General features: G+C 25.8%; 23 protein-coding genes. 4 read left to right on the top strand and 19 right to left on the bottom strand.

The window, feature by feature from the left end; all coding sequences use genetic code 11:
* Positions 1–130: 130 nt before the first annotated feature.
* From AJ882_RS09670 to AJ882_RS06465, 13 genes are all read right to left on the bottom strand, one after another.
* On the bottom strand, positions 131–766 hold the full coding sequence (locus tag AJ882_RS09670; protein WP_224385547.1) for a toxin-antitoxin system HicB family antitoxin: 636 nt from the start codon (positions 764–766) through the stop codon (positions 131–133).
* Positions 767–835: 69 nt separating this feature from the next.
* Positions 836–1,615, bottom strand: a complete 780-nt coding sequence (locus tag AJ882_RS06520; RefSeq protein WP_186820454.1) for a hypothetical protein — start codon at positions 1,613–1,615, stop codon at positions 836–838.
* A 53-nt stretch (positions 1,616–1,668) separates the two neighbouring features.
* The gene (locus tag AJ882_RS06515; RefSeq protein ID WP_070279698.1) at positions 1,669–2,421 is read right to left on the bottom strand and encodes a DNA-methyltransferase; all 753 of its coding nucleotides are present in this window, start codon (positions 2,419–2,421) and stop codon (positions 1,669–1,671) included.
* A 2-nt stretch (positions 2,422–2,423) separates the two neighbouring features.
* Positions 2,424–2,759: a hypothetical protein gene (locus AJ882_RS06510; RefSeq protein ID WP_002874350.1), complete on the bottom strand. Its 336-nt coding sequence runs from the start codon at positions 2,757–2,759 to the stop codon at positions 2,424–2,426.
* 2 nt (positions 2,760–2,761) lie between these two features.
* Complete coding sequence (locus tag AJ882_RS06505) at positions 2,762–3,202, bottom strand: YopX family protein (RefSeq protein ID WP_002801610.1); 441 nt, start codon at positions 3,200–3,202, stop codon at positions 2,762–2,764.
* Positions 3,183–3,461 carry a hypothetical protein gene (locus tag AJ882_RS06500; protein ID WP_002874351.1) on the bottom strand — a complete coding sequence of 93 codons (279 nt, stop codon included), beginning with the start codon at positions 3,459–3,461 and terminating at the stop codon, positions 3,183–3,185. Before AJ882_RS06500 ends, AJ882_RS06505 begins: the two co-directional genes overlap by 20 nt.
* Complete coding sequence (locus tag AJ882_RS06495) at positions 3,442–4,137, bottom strand: hypothetical protein (protein WP_052805131.1); 696 nt, start codon at positions 4,135–4,137, stop codon at positions 3,442–3,444. Before AJ882_RS06495 ends, AJ882_RS06500 begins: the two co-directional genes overlap by 20 nt.
* The gene (locus AJ882_RS06490; RefSeq protein ID WP_002874353.1) at positions 4,137–4,871 is read right to left on the bottom strand and encodes a hypothetical protein; all 735 of its coding nucleotides are present in this window, start codon (positions 4,869–4,871) and stop codon (positions 4,137–4,139) included. Before AJ882_RS06490 ends, AJ882_RS06495 begins: the two co-directional genes overlap by 1 nt.
* 1 nt (position 4,872) lies before the next feature.
* Positions 4,873–5,727, bottom strand: a complete 855-nt coding sequence (locus AJ882_RS06485; RefSeq protein WP_002874354.1) for a lambda-exonuclease family protein — start codon at positions 5,725–5,727, stop codon at positions 4,873–4,875.
* A gap of 1 nt (position 5,728) precedes the next feature.
* Positions 5,729–5,956, bottom strand: a complete 228-nt coding sequence (locus AJ882_RS06480; protein WP_002874355.1) for a helix-turn-helix domain-containing protein — start codon at positions 5,954–5,956, stop codon at positions 5,729–5,731.
* Complete coding sequence (locus AJ882_RS06475; protein WP_002865124.1) at positions 5,947–6,204, bottom strand: hypothetical protein; 258 nt, start codon at positions 6,202–6,204, stop codon at positions 5,947–5,949. The genes AJ882_RS06480 and AJ882_RS06475 overlap by 10 nt, the downstream gene beginning before the upstream one ends.
* Positions 6,195–6,464 carry a hypothetical protein gene (locus AJ882_RS06470; RefSeq protein WP_002874357.1) on the bottom strand — a complete coding sequence of 90 codons (270 nt, stop codon included), beginning with the start codon at positions 6,462–6,464 and terminating at the stop codon, positions 6,195–6,197. The genes AJ882_RS06475 and AJ882_RS06470 overlap by 10 nt, the downstream gene beginning before the upstream one ends.
* A 559-nt stretch (positions 6,465–7,023) precedes the next feature.
* On the bottom strand, positions 7,024–7,296 hold the full coding sequence (locus AJ882_RS06465) for a hypothetical protein (RefSeq protein ID WP_002874359.1): 273 nt from the start codon (positions 7,294–7,296) through the stop codon (positions 7,024–7,026).
* A 143-nt stretch (positions 7,297–7,439) separates the two neighbouring features.
* On the opposite strand from AJ882_RS06465, the gene AJ882_RS06460 reads away from it, so the two are divergent.
* On the top strand, positions 7,440–8,171 hold the full coding sequence (locus tag AJ882_RS06460) for a hypothetical protein (protein WP_002861653.1): 732 nt from the start codon (positions 7,440–7,442) through the stop codon (positions 8,169–8,171).
* Positions 8,172–8,204: 33 nt separating this feature from the next.
* Here AJ882_RS06460 and AJ882_RS06455 read toward each other — a convergent pair whose 3' ends face one another.
* From AJ882_RS06455 to AJ882_RS06435, 5 genes are read right to left on the bottom strand one after another with little or no spacing between them, the layout of a single operon-like run.
* Positions 8,205–9,029 (bottom strand): hypothetical protein, encoded by an 825-nt coding sequence (locus tag AJ882_RS06455; protein WP_002874362.1) that lies wholly within the window; start codon positions 9,027–9,029, stop codon positions 8,205–8,207.
* Positions 9,022–9,672: a DNA/RNA non-specific endonuclease gene (locus tag AJ882_RS06450; RefSeq protein WP_002874366.1), complete on the bottom strand. Its 651-nt coding sequence runs from the start codon at positions 9,670–9,672 to the stop codon at positions 9,022–9,024. Before AJ882_RS06450 ends, AJ882_RS06455 begins: the two co-directional genes overlap by 8 nt.
* Positions 9,673–9,715: 43 nt before the next feature.
* Positions 9,716–9,988, bottom strand: a complete 273-nt coding sequence (locus AJ882_RS06445) for a hypothetical protein (RefSeq protein WP_002795981.1) — start codon at positions 9,986–9,988, stop codon at positions 9,716–9,718.
* Positions 9,969–10,865: a hypothetical protein gene (locus AJ882_RS06440; protein ID WP_002874367.1), complete on the bottom strand. Its 897-nt coding sequence runs from the start codon at positions 10,863–10,865 to the stop codon at positions 9,969–9,971. Before AJ882_RS06440 ends, AJ882_RS06445 begins: the two co-directional genes overlap by 20 nt.
* A gap of 39 nt (positions 10,866–10,904) precedes the next feature.
* On the bottom strand, positions 10,905–11,639 hold the full coding sequence (locus AJ882_RS06435; RefSeq protein WP_002874368.1) for a helix-turn-helix transcriptional regulator: 735 nt from the start codon (positions 11,637–11,639) through the stop codon (positions 10,905–10,907).
* Positions 11,640–11,750: 111 nt separating this feature from the next.
* Between AJ882_RS06435 and AJ882_RS09720 the strand changes: the two genes are divergently transcribed.
* Positions 11,751–11,969, top strand: a complete 219-nt coding sequence (locus AJ882_RS09720) for a hypothetical protein (protein ID WP_002826741.1) — start codon at positions 11,751–11,753, stop codon at positions 11,967–11,969.
* A 161-nt stretch (positions 11,970–12,130) separates the two neighbouring features.
* On the opposite strand, the gene AJ882_RS06430 is transcribed toward AJ882_RS09720, so the two are convergent.
* Entirely contained in the window at positions 12,131–12,496 is a 366-nt protein-coding gene (locus AJ882_RS06430) for a hypothetical protein (RefSeq protein WP_002874369.1), read from the bottom strand.
* Between the two features lie 42 nt (positions 12,497–12,538).
* Here AJ882_RS06430 and AJ882_RS06425 point away from each other — a divergent pair, with 42 nt between their 5' ends.
* Together AJ882_RS06425 and AJ882_RS06420 are read left to right on the top strand one after the other, a co-directional pair.
* Positions 12,539–13,540, top strand: coding sequence for a hypothetical protein (locus AJ882_RS06425; protein WP_052805132.1), 1,002 nt, complete (start codon positions 12,539–12,541; stop codon positions 13,538–13,540).
* Positions 13,541–13,550: 10 nt separating this feature from the next.
* Entirely contained in the window at positions 13,551–14,201 is a 651-nt protein-coding gene (locus AJ882_RS06420) for a hypothetical protein (protein WP_002871222.1), read from the top strand.
* The last annotated feature ends 7 nt before the right edge of the window (positions 14,202–14,208 follow it).

Below are 14,208 nucleotides of genomic sequence, written 5' to 3'. Positions count from 1 at the left end.
AATATAATCCTTTTTCAATGTTTAAATATTGAAATAATACTATATTATGAATGATTAGTCAATACTATTTAATTATTTTTTCATAGAAATAATAATGATATAGCATTGAAATTAGATTAACGCTCGGATTTTAAATCCGTTCGTTTTTAATATTATCAATAAAAAGATACATTATATACTGGTTTAAAGATACTCCAGCTTTTTCTGCTTTTCTTTCTAATTTATCTTTTAGTTCGTTTGGTATTTTAATCTGTATATTATAACTACCTTTGCTTTTTTTCTCTATTGTGGAAAAATGTAAATCAAATATATATTTATAGCTATCTTTAAACCATTCTATCCACATACCTACAGATTTTAGATTAAAAAACAAATTATCATCATCTTCTAATTGCCATTCTTTGTATATACTATATATTTTTTCATAAGGGTTTATTTCTTGCATATCTATTTTTAAGCCATAATCTAATAAAAGTTTATCAATTTCTTCTTTAAATTCTTTTTCTGACACAATCAATGTTGGTCTTAGATACTTTATAATCTTAGAAGATAATTCATTTACTATATTATCTGATGGTTCTTTTTTTGTTCTTCCTAAAAAACTATCTTTTATACTATATAAAAAGTTAAGGGCTTGTAGCATTTGTTCTTGATTGAGTCCAAACTTATCATTTACTATATCTATACTTTCTGCTATAACACCTTCATCACCTGCTGAAGTTTCATTTTTAAATATTTCTTTTCTATATTTTTCTAAGTTTTGCATTAATTCTCCTTTATTTAAATAAACTTTTTTCTTGTGTATAACTTGGCTCAATAATGCCTTTGATATCTTCTAAAAATATTCATTTTCTAAAACTTCCAAATCTTTGCTAATATAGGTTTTAGAAATTAAAACGCCTTTTATCTTATCCCCGTAAGATAGTTTTATACTTCTGTCTTTGAGTTTGTTTTTAAAATTTTCATCATTGATTTTAACTTTTATAACCTTGTCGTTAATAATTTCCCATTTACTTTCTCCGGTTAAATCTGGCTTTTTTATTATAAACGCACCTTGCATTTTACTTATTTGCTCCTTAACTCCATCAGCTGTTTTTGGGTTATAATCAAATGTTTCACTTATTCCATATACTTTTTCTTCAAATATTATCATAGGTTTATGTTTAAACTCCTTTGCTTTATGTGTTAGATCTGATACACAGGTTAATAGATTGGTTTCATTATTGTTGTATCCAAAATCTTTTAAGTCGCTTTTTTCTATAATGTTTTTATATTCTTTTGGAATATCTTGGCATTTTTTATCTTGTATTTTCTCTAAAATCATTTTTTTAGATTTTATAAGCAAATCAGCAAGTAATTCTCTCGGATTGCTAATATAATGTTTTATATCATCATCGCTTATTTTGTTAAGTTTTTCAGCAATCCATATTCTTATAGAGCCTTTTTCTATAGATTTAATTTGAATATTTATATCAATTTCTATACCAAAAACAGATACTAATGAATTATTCAACTTATCAATACTTAGTAAAAAATCTGTAATTTTTTGGAAAAATAATGTAGCATTTTCTTCATTAAAATATTCAAATCTTAACTCATAAGTTTGTTCTGACATGTATTTCTTTCTTTATTAATAATTATTCTTTTATTATTTTATCAAAATTTTACTTAAGCAAATAGACTTCTTTCTATATGTTTAAACATAATTTCATTAGCACTTTTAAAAAAGTCTTTTTTAATCTCAAAGCCATAAGCTTTGCGGTTTAAATTTGTAGCTGCTAAAAGAGTGCTTCCGCTTCCAGCGCATGGATCTATAACAACATCACCTGCATCTGTAAAAATAGTGATTAATCTTTCTAGCAATTTAATAGGCTTTTGTGTGGGATGTACTTTAGGAATACCTTCATCTTTTTGCCAATCCATGCAGTTATAAATCATCTTTCCATCATTGTTAAATTTTGGAAGTTTTTCACGATATAAGATTAAAGCATATTCACAATTTCCAACTATTTTCATATTTGCTTTTAAAACTTGAGATGAGCTTTGTTTTCTAAAAACCAAATTTATACAATGATTAAAGCCATATTTTTTAGCTACTTCAATTAACATTGCTTGTTGTTCAAAAGAGCAAAAAACAATCATGCAAGGACTTTTACCGCATTCTTTAGGTTCTTTTATAAGCATTTTAGAGCAAAAGTGCATAAATTCGCTAACTCTAAAATCATTATCTGTATCAAAAAACGCCTTGTTTGCTTTTTTGCTTTCTCCATTTTTATTATCCCCATTTATATACCATTCAGGAGATGAAGCATAAGCATTGTTGCCTAGATTATAAGGAATATCAGCTATTACGAGCTGTGCTTTTGGTATATTATATCTTTTAAAATTTTGAAAATGGTCGTTATATAAATTTGGTTTCATTTTTACTCCTCAGCTCCCTCGCATTCAGTGTTTATTTCTTTTAAAGTTTTCCCAGATTTGTCTTCATATATTATTGTTATCCTATAACTATACTCTCCATTTTGTTCCGAGTAACAAGGAATAAAGAATGTTCTGTTTTTATCTCCAAATCTGAAACCATAATCATTTGGCACCAGTTGAAAACTTTCTTCATCAAAGTCATAATTTAACGCTGATGGTTCTAATTGATCCCACTCTGCGTAATTGTATTCACAACAACTTTGACTATAAGTGTCCCACAATGAGTTGCCATTGTCGAACACAATTCCTTCATCATTTCCATATTTAATTATTTTCATCTTCATCCTTTCAATAATTCTTTATTTTCGTGTATATTGCCTACGACATATACATCTTCAATTGTTTTATTATTTTTATGTCTACGAAGGTCAAATAAGTACCCACCATCTCCATTAGATAATTTAGAACACAATCCCAACTCCATATCAAAACAAATAATTTCATAAAATATTTCTGAATTTTTTTCATTAGTAAATACTAAGCATTCTATAATATCTCCTATATAGATTTTATTACCTTTGTAATCATAGTAGCCTGTAAATAACTCTATCTCTAAATCATTCTTATTCTTTACAAACTCTACTTCATTAATTCTGTCAGTTTCAGTAAATGTGGCTCCTGCTTCTACAGGAGATTTGTCATATTTATGAAGTTCTATTTCATTAAGATATCTCTTTTCAGTATTATCCCAAATTCTAAAATCAAAGTCTTTTAGTTTCATTTTTATTCCTTAAAAATTTTTCAACATCTTCAAAAGCTTTAATAATAAGCTTTTTTTCATGAAAGTAATTTCTTCCGCTTGGCTTACTTTTGTAAATTTTGTAAGCCTTTCTGAGTTCTTTTTTACTTATGTGATTTTTATAATTTATTTTTTCAATTGCAATCCCATTGCTTCTTAAAAAATGACAAAAGCAACTTCTCCTCTCGCTAAATGGAACGATTTTTACAATTTCAAGATAATTAGAACGGCAAACTTTCATCATCATCTCCTATTTCGATATATTTTTCATTGTTATTGTTTTTTACTTCATTTCCATAAGGATTATAGCTTTGATTTTCTTTTGGAATAAATGATTTATTATTGTCGTTATTTAAAGATTTATGCCTTGCTTTAAAAGATTTTATAGATAAAGGCTCTTTATTATTTTGAAACTCATCCATGCTTTGCATTTTTTCATTAAAAATTCTATCAAGAAAGATTTTGTTAGCAAGTTCTCCATTTTTACTTAAATATTCTTCTGTTCCAAAACCTAAAACTAAAAGTTTATTAACTAAAGAATTTAGATAAATAACTTCAGTCTGCACCCCAAAAACATTCTCATTTCCCTTTTCGCTAAAATCAAGTTCATCAATTCCAAAGAATTTCATAATAGCATTTAATTGTCTAAATCCTAAATAATTTTCTTTTTCTCCATTTTTATTGATATAGCTAAAATCGTTATTTTTAGCTACAAAAAGATTAAAAATAGCTAGTTTTTGCTCTTTTCTGGTTAAAAATTCAAAACAAATAAAAGTATTATTGCTTCCATCGTTTGCCAATTTATCATATAAAAAGGCTTTGCGGAAAACTCCGCTATAAAGCCCACCTTCACTTAAATACTCTACGCTTGGCGAATAATTTGCCACTTCAAAACTTGCCTTAAATGCTGGTAACATTATAATCCTCCTTTTAATTGTGTTAAAAATTCATCTTTATTACTTAGAACTTCTTGTATTTTTTCACTTGTAAATAAAGAATGTTTTTTTATAAAATTGTTTTGCTCTTGGGTGTTTAAACCATTATCACTCATAAATTTTCTAAGTTCAGCACCTAAAGCTTTTATCTCTTTTGCTTTATTTTCTATAGCTTTTTCATCACTACCCCAAACTTTTAAATCTTCATTTGGATTTAAAAATCGCTTTTCCTTTATTGTTTCTAATTCACTCTCATCAAGCATTCCAAGTCCGCAAATACTTAAGGTTACACGCCTTTTTGCTTTTGTGATAGCTTTCATTATTGCGTTTGCTAAATTATCGCCACCTAAATTTTTAATATTTAAAGCACCTGTATCGCAATCAGTTCTTCCATCTGGTGTTGCTGCGTAGGCTGTAACCATATAAATATCGCCAACTTGTGCCACCTCTGTTTTTGTAATACTTACTTTTCTTATTTGTCTTAGCTGATCTGTTGCTGATTTATTTGCATATAAAGTAAGTTTGCCATTTAATACTATGTATTCAAAAGGCTTTGTAAGCATGTTTAAGCTTAAACTTTCACAAAGATTTTTAACATAACTCGCTCGTTCTACATCACTAAGTTTTGATAAATCACCTTTTACCAAAGCCAACTCATAAGGATTAAAATTTATTTCTAATTTATTTTCTTCTTTTAATACAACTTCATTACTCATTTTATGCTCCTTTTTTGATTTTTAAACACATTGAAGTACTTTCCTTATAAAATTCTTTAGGCACAGTAATATTTTTTTGCTCTAAAAAGCCCTTATAATCAATTGTAGTTCTACTTTGCGGATAAATTGTAATATCCAAACATCTTGCTTTTTCTCCATTTGCTAAGGCTATGAGTTCTTTTTTAAGACTTTCTAGCTTTTCTTTAATAGGTTTAATCGTGTTTTCAAGCCTTATAATTTCAATCGTTAGATTTTTTGCTTTAGTATCTTCAAGCTCTTTATATTCACTTTTTTGATCTATGATATAATCTAATATAAATTGCTTTATATTTTTAACCAACCATTCTTGATAAGCTTCATCTTTTGAAACTTCGCACTCTACAATCTCTTCTTCTTTATTCATGGCTACAAAAATGCATTTTTCTTTACCACTGATATAGAGTTGAAATTGCACTTGAGCGTAGTATTTATCACTTGGCTTTTTATTTCTTTTGATAAAATCATACTCATCTTGCGAATATTTAAACTCATAAACAACCCCATTTTCATCAATACCATCTAAACTTGCTATAAACATTTCATTTTCTAGACTTTGCAAAACTACAGGAGTGATACTCACAGAATGTAAAAACTCAACTCTAGCTCTAATCAAAGCTTCATAGTTATTGCCTTTTTTCATAGCTTCATTTTGATAAACTTCTTTAAGTCCCAAGATGATATCTTTTGCTTCTTCTTTGGAATTAAAAGCACCTTTGATACCTACGCAAGATGCTACCATCGATGCACCTATTTTTCCTTTTCTAAAATTTAACCATTCATGGCTACCTTGTTCTAAGTTAATTATTCTGCAATTCATTTTATCCTGCCTTTTTTATTTTTGGAGTGCTTTTTAAAATATAAAAAGTATTTCTCGTTTCTTTGTTTCTAACTGTTTCTATTTCATAACCTTTATTTCGAAGATTATAAATATAAGCTCCAAGCCTTGTAGTAATTCTTTTATCAATGCAATAGAAATTATCTATAATTCCATTTTTTAATAATAGTTCTAAAACTATTTTTTCTTGTTGTTTTGATGTTATTTGCATTCTTTATCCTTTAATCTTTTTACTTCTTTAATAGCTTTATCATCATTTTTAAAAACGCCTATAAGCCCTAAAGCATCAAGTATTTTTATACGAAAATTACTAAGTTTTACATTGATTTTAATTTCTTCTTCTAGCTTCAATGAAATTTCATTTATAGCAGTATCTTTTAATGCTATTACACCTTTTAGCCTTTGAATTTCTTTTTCTAAATATCTTATTTTTTCATTTTTTTTACTATTTAGGAACATAGTTTCGACCTTTCTTTTATATAAAGAAGCTCATAAATTTTATTTTGCAAAGAGCTAATTTCTTTTATATTTTTCATATTTGCTTCTATTTGATCTTTTAACTCTTTTAAAAGTTCTATTTTTTCATTTTCAAGATTAGAAATTTCAGTTTTTAAAGATTTATTTTCATCTTTTAAAGACTTATTTAGCTTCATTTCTTTTCTATATTCATCTTTGCTAAGTTTAATGATGACTTGTTCTTTTGTGTGATAAGCTTTCATTTTTTCTCCTTTTAGATTAATGCTTAAAAGGGACAACTGAGTTCTTTAGAATAGGAAATAAAACAAAAAGGTAAATTCTCAAGTAGTTAATTTGTAAAAGTTGCCCCATTTAAGCATTAAAGGAGTTTAAGAAAAGCCGAGTAAATCCGCAAGTCTCGGCATTGTATAATCGTTTAAGTTTATGCTAAGCGGATTTAGTTAAAATTTATCTGTGTTAAAAAATATTAGAGTTTTATAAGCTCTCTAATTAGCTCTAAGATTAAGATTAAAATTGTTAAAATTTTATCCCACATTTTAGAGCCTCCTTTCTCAACACCGAGACAAGTTAGCAACTTAAACTTTATAATTATACTTTCTTTTTCTTAAACTCTTGATTTTCTGTCGTTTTTAAAGTGCAAGAAAACCTTAAAAATAGCACTATAAACAATAATAGCGAGCCAAGTTTATGGATAACTTGCTAACCCTTCCGCTATACAGAACTATCAACGCAATAGTAAAGCTTAATTTTCAAGCGGTCAAAAGCTTAAGAAAGCCCTTTTTTAAAGGACTTGTTAAACTTTTAAAAAAGCTTTTTGCAGTGTTTTTCGAATTTTCTAACTCTATCTAAAAGCTCATAAGCATTTCTCATAAATTCATCTCCATAAGCCTGTAAAGATATAGATATTTCTTCATCATCTTCTAAGCTTATTTCCAAAGAGTTTTTAAAATCTTGCAAGTTTGCAAATATATTTTCTAAATTCTCTTTGCTTTCAAACTCATTTGTAATTAATTCTTTTGTTTGGTTATAAATTCTTTTTTCTTCTCTATCAAAATAAAAATCTATAAAACTCATTTTTTCTCCTTTTTGTTTTGTTGATAAAAGTATATAATAAAGAAACTTAATTAAAATTTAATTTAGTATATTAATTAGAAACTTTTTTAAAAAATATTTGTGATATAATTTTTAAGAATAAATAAAAATAAGGATTTTAAATAATGTTAAAAAGATTAATGGCTGTTTTATTTTTTTTAAGTTTAGTGGTTTTTATTTCTATTCTAATGATAAAAGATGATAAATATAGTAAAATTCAATATGAAAGAGAAAAATTTATATATGAAGATTTTGAAAAATATACCCAAGAACTTAAAAGTAATTATTATATATTAACAAATAAAATACCACAGATTATAGGAGATTTAATAGAAGGTGAAACCAAACATCTTCTATTAGCTGGTAATAATATTGTTGAATTAAAGTCAAAAAATGACTACATGGAAAATTTTGAGAGAACATGGGATAGACTTAATCTTTGGTGGAGATATGATAAAGTTGAAGCTTTTTTTGAAGCATGTTTTGCAACATTTATTTATTTGATTGCTTTGACTGTTTTGCAATTTATTTTAATTAAAACCACAAATCCATTCCATTTAATTTTTGAATTTAAAAAAATGTTTATTGTATCAATTTTAGTTTACTCTATATTAATTGGCTATGGATTAGTAACTTATGTAAATGCAGAATATGTAACACTTAAACCCGTTAGCGATAATTTAGAATTAGGTTATGTGCCTAGTAATTTTATAGAAGTAAGTGATTTAGAGATTTTTATTAAATATGTATTATTCTTTTCACCATTTGTTTTAAGCTTATTTTTTAGCATTTGGCTATATAAGTATAAAAAACCAAAAAAATCCTTAAAAACATTTTTAGAAAATTGGAAGGATTAATGCGATGGATATAAAAGGTTGATGGGGTATTGATTAAAAATTATATAAATCTATTTTGCCTGATATTTTATTTTTAATAGCTATATTTTTTAATATCAAATTATTATTAATTTCAAAGTCTATAATTTCTGTATCACTAATATTAATATGGTATGTTTTATAAATATGTTCTATTTGTTTTCTTATATTCATTTTACATAAACATACATATGTAGGATCCCCATTAGACATATATCCAAAATTTGAAAAAACAAGTTCACCTGATTTTAAGGAAGGTATAAAATTAATATTATATTTTCTTAATTTTTTAATGTCTTTTTCTGATATATCTTTCACAGTAAAAGATTGTGTATATTGAAGAACATCGGGCCAATTTTTCTGTATGATATCAAACATCTCTTGATAATACCAATAGCCATGAGGCAATACATCTATAAAATATATTAAATTATCATTATAATATGGCAAAAAACAATACAATAATTCACCAGTTCTCTCATATTTTTGTTCATTTTGATTATATTTTCCTAAATGAAAATGGTGTATTCCAAAAGAAGATAACATTTTATCATTATTGTCATGTCTATTGCTAAGAAAAGAATTAACATCTTCTCCTTTCTTTAATTTATATTCTATGTTATTGATTGCTTTCCGTATTTTTTTATCTAGAACTCTTTCCTTGATCTCTTTTGATATAAATACCTTTCTTGGTTTAGCTGGTATAGAAAAATATATTTCTTTAAGATATTCTATAAAATAGTCTTTTGACTTATATTTTAATAATTCTTTCTTTAATTTTTTTTCAGCACATTTATTTAGCTGTGCAATAATTTCTTCGTAAGAAAAATTATTATCCATCACAATTAAACTTATATCTTTTTATACTTAAATTATCGACTTCATAATTTGGAACTTTATAGCATTCTTTAAAATTATTACCTTTTATAATCTTGATATAAGAGCTTGGAATAGCAATTTGATTTCTTATTCTTTGTGGATTATTATCATAATTAACCAAATTTAAAACTTCTAAACTTCCAAGCTTTAAAGCTACTTGTCTTTCTCTTTTTTCAATCTTGTTCCAAACCCTTTGATTGATCTGTGGATTTTGCGGAGTAATATTACTCATTAAAAAAGTGCTTCTTTGAGCTTGAGTTGTTTTTCTCATTGAAGCATTAGAAAGAGTGTGCCCTCTATCATAACCGCTGTTTTTATAATCACTCCATGTAGTGCGGTATTTTTTAGGTATATTTGTATCATCTTCAAAGCGTGGGCGTTTTTTGATTTGTTCACCTTTTAAATTATCCGCTTCTAATCTATAAGCTACGGCTTTAGTGCCTTTATAATTATAATCATAGCAATTTAGATAATAGAATTTATCTAAAACTTGTGAGCAGTTTTGCTTAGTAAAATACTTAGCAAAATCTTCACTTGGTTTGTATTGTGTATAATCAGCTAAGGCTAGAGTGGATAACAATGGTAAGATTATAAGTTTTTTCATTTAGCTTAACTCGTTTTTTAATCATCTACTTTAAGGTTTTATTTTATAACCATAACTCATCTAAGTCATATTTTGGATAAATTACACTATATCCTATTTCATAATGCTCGAAATCTTTTTTATTAACACATAAATGAGTATTTGGATTGACCCAAACACTCATAATTTTATTTTGTTTGATTAATTCTTTAAAAGCAAATTTTAAATCTTTATCATCTATATCAAGTCTTTGCTCTAGCATTATAAAATCACTTTCGCTAACAATATTGCCATTTTGTTTGATTAATTCTAATAATTTATTTTCTACTAATTTCATTTTTTAAATCAATTATACTTTTTGATATCTTTATTATATCGTCTAAATCTGTATCGTAATTTTTAATAAAAACACTTCCATTTATTTTTAAAATAAAATTATAGCGAATAAATATTGTATCTTTTTTAAAACACAAGTTAATTCCTACATCTTTTAATGCGTTAATAAAATTGTTAGGAAAATTTACAACAAAATAGTCCAATAACTTTCTTTTGTTGTCATTTTCTTTTTTTATAAGATTATGTATTGTTAAATCGTCAATCGTATTATTGTTATCTATTTTGTTATTTTTGCTAATTTTTTCATTATTGGAACTTAACTTACAATTTGTAGATAGATATTGATTGCTCGTAGAGTGAGAAGAGTAGAAAATCATACTTTCATGTTGATTTAAATTAAAATTCTTTTTTAAATTTTTATTTCCTATAAATATACTAAAGATTTCTTTAATATCATTGTGTGTAATACAAATACTTCCATCTATTCCGTTTTTCTTTATTTGTTTCAAGGCTTGTGTTGGAGATAAATTACTATTGTTTAAATGTTTTTTTATACAACAAACATAATAGCACTTTTCATAATTAAAATAATATTCAATTGCGTCTGTAAATAGAGTATTTTTATTTTTAGGAAAAATAAAACTATTAATTTGATCTGGCTTAAATAATCCTTCTGCTTTATAGATAATTAATTCAAATTTTCCTTGACTAAAAATATTTTTTAATATTTCATATTGCTCTGTATCATTTTTTCTATTTAATTCTTTACTAATCAATTCTAATATAATTGTTTTATTTTTATTTTCAATGTTTATGTTTAAAATTGAAGCTAATTTTTGAATATCGTCTATAGGAAGTCTATTTAATTGCTCTATCATTGGTTATCCTTTTTATTATTTTAAAGTCTCTAAACCTAATCATCCCACAACTTCTATAAAATTTTTAAAGGTTTCAATCGCCATTTTTGATACTACAGCGCCTAAGATCTCGCATTGTTCAAATTCGCTATTATCTACTTTTTTATCCTCGTATTTTTTATTTTCAGAAACTAAAAAAATATAATCTTCAAAAGGTTCTTTTTTAATTTTTTTACAAAACAAATCATCATTTTTTCTAAAAATAACAATATCTGCATTTGAAATAGTCTCAAGTGAATTTTTACTTCTATCTATAATAATAAAATCTCCATTAGATAAAATAGGTTCCATACTGTCGCCATTAATTTTTATAATATCATAACTCTTCTTTATAGGTATATCTAAAATTTCTTTTAGAAAATTTTCATCAACGGAAACTATTTTAACTTCTTCACTTTGAGATGAGGTTCCAAGTCCTGCACTTGCATAAATATCTGGAAAATATCTGAAGTTAATTTGATTATCATTTCTAAAAACATCTTGCAATATCACTTCGTTAAAGGGAATATTTAATGCATTGCATAAAATTTTTATATATTGTGGTTTAGGTTTTGTTTTATTATCTTCTTTAGACATCAACCATTTTTTTATTGTTGCTTCTGAGCTTTCTATGCCATTTTTATATAAAATTTCCATCAAATCTTGATATGTAACTTTTTTATCTCTATTTTTTAAATAAAATTTAAATTTTTCAGTATCAAAATGAAAATCGAATATATCTCCATTTCTTCCCATATTCTCTCCTTTTTTAGTATAAAAATTATACACTTTTTTCAAGCAAATAATGTTCCATAATTAGAAACATAATTAAATATTTATTAAGTTTCTTTATTTTATACTTTCATTATGAAAAAAATAGATTTTTTTGATTTTACAAAAATATTGAGTAATCACTATACGGTTATTAGTGTTAAAAAGATTAGAACAAATAAATCACGCCCAAGTTTCAAAAAACAAATAGAGTTTAAAAAACTCTACGGAATACCTCATGAATTTTGGGTGGATGTTCGTAGCAATCTTATAAACATACCTAAGCGTGGGAGAAAGCGAAAGGATAGAGAATGAAAGTGATTGAGCTAAAGGTTAAAAAATGGCTTTTATAGCGAGATTTTCAATAGGTTTTTTTAGTTTATTTTTTAATTTGGCAAATCTTTTAGGATGATTAATGCTTGATAGGGTATTTGAAATAATAGGATTATTTATTTTTACTTTGATGATGTTGCATTTTAGACTGTTTCTAGTGGCTGGTATTTCGGCTGGGATTTTAATATCTTGCATTTATCATTATCTAAAACGCATTTTTTATCACGGTAGTGAGGACAAATAATGTATTTAAATTTATCTTTTTTAAAAACCATTTCAAAAGGAGTTTTTTTTGTAACTAATTTATATCCTAAGTTAGGATATAGTCTTTTTGTCAAATCGTTTTCTAGCTTCATATCTTTAATACAAACTCTTTTTAGTTTTTGTTTTTTAGTTAAATATAAAAACAAAGGACGGATACTTAAACCAAATAAAACACCTATTAAAAAATATAACAAATTTTCTAAAGTGGCGGTTTTTAGCATTTCGGATAAGAAAGAATTAAACATAAAAAACCTTTTTAATTTAAATTATAACATAAAGGAGAGTTGGTGATACTAAATTTTATAGCAAGTTTTGATGTAGCTTTGGGGCGTAAAAGCCTAAGAGAGAGAAAAGGCTATTTGAAATTATCAAACACTATAGCTTATGGTGGTCTTAGTGTTGATGCTTTAGCATTGTATATTCAATTAGCAAAGCTTAGTGAAAAAACGATTGTAAGTGAAATCTATTTAAGAGAGTTTATAAAAGTTAAAAATAATCAAAGAATTAGTTTAAATAGACTAAGAATTGCTAAAAAAGAATTAATTGAACTCAGACTTTTAGAAATTAAAAAGGTTAGAAATGGATCTTTAAATTTTTATGAATGGATTTTAAAAGATGAAAATTATCAAATTAAAAAACATTTTAACAAAGCTTTATCTTTGCTTAAAAGCAGTGATGAAAAGCTAAGCAAAACTCTTAAAAATAACACTTCATCAATCGACAGAAAATCAACTACTGAAAACGAAAAAAAAGAGAATTTACATTATATAGAAACACGCACGCACGCACACGATAATAAATTTATAAATAATATAAATATTAATAATAATAAATTTATAAAAAAAGAGAATTTAGAAAATTTAAAAAATAATCAAGAAAAGAAAGAATGCGTTTCTAATCAAAACGCCTCTTTTGTGACGAGCTTTATTGATTTTGGCAAAAAGGAGTTAGAGAAAATGGCAAAAAAAGAGTTTAAAGTCCCAAATGCAAATGAACTCATGAGACAAATAATAGCTTTTAATGAGAAAAATGGCACAAACTTTGGTGAAGAGTTGGCTAATGATTTTATAGGCTATTGGGATGCTAGAGAATGGAAAAGAAATGGAAAAAGAATGTCAAGTGTGGCAGGAAGTCTTTATACATGGCTTAAATACGCTAAAGAAAATGAAGCAAGAAAAAATCAGCGTTTTAACAGAAAAAAAGAAGCCAATCCTAGTGTGGTTGATAGCTTGATGGAGTATTACGGAATGAAAGATGAGAACAAAGACAAGATCTTAGGATGCTTTTAAGGAGTAAAAAATGCAAGAAAAAATACAAATTTTAATGGACTTATTGGAAATTAATAAGGCTCAGGCAACTGATATTGTAGGTAGATATCTCAAAAGCGTTAAGGATATTCATGCTTTCTTAGATTTTTATTTCGAAACTTTAGAAAGAGAGAATATCGTAGGGACAACCTATGAGAAATTAAGAAGAGTTTGCAAAAGGGCTGAAATCGAGTTTAAAAAGCGTTTTGAAGACAAAGAAATTTTTTTAGAATGGTTAAAAAATAAATATAAAAATAGTCCATTTTTTAGATTGCTTGAAAGTGATTTTAAATACTCATATGTTTGTTATGATGGACAGGGCAACCTTTTTAAACGATTAGCAAAATCAATTAATATGTTGGTTTGTCTAAATAATTTTGGAGAATTAACCTACGAAGATGGAGAAATGCTAAAAAATAACGAATTTAAACACGCTTTAATAGATTTTATATTTAAAAATCAAGAGCGCATAGGAAAAGATATATATATAAATACTTCTTATAAGATAAAAGGATATACATCTTTAAGCCATGAAGAAGAATATAATAACTTTAAGAAGGTGCAGAAAAAATTTTTTAAGGAGAATCAAGAAGAATTTCAAAAGAAAGTAAAAGTCAAAATGGCTTTTAAAAATATAAGCTAAATTTAAG

This window comes from Campylobacter sp. BCW_6461, assembly GCF_001762735.1.
In the GTDB taxonomy this organism is placed as follows: domain Bacteria; phylum Campylobacterota; class Campylobacteria; order Campylobacterales; family Campylobacteraceae; genus Campylobacter_D; species Campylobacter_D jejuni.
Note: the sequence above shows the minus strand (reverse complement) of the source record. Positions and strands in the feature narration are given on the sequence as shown.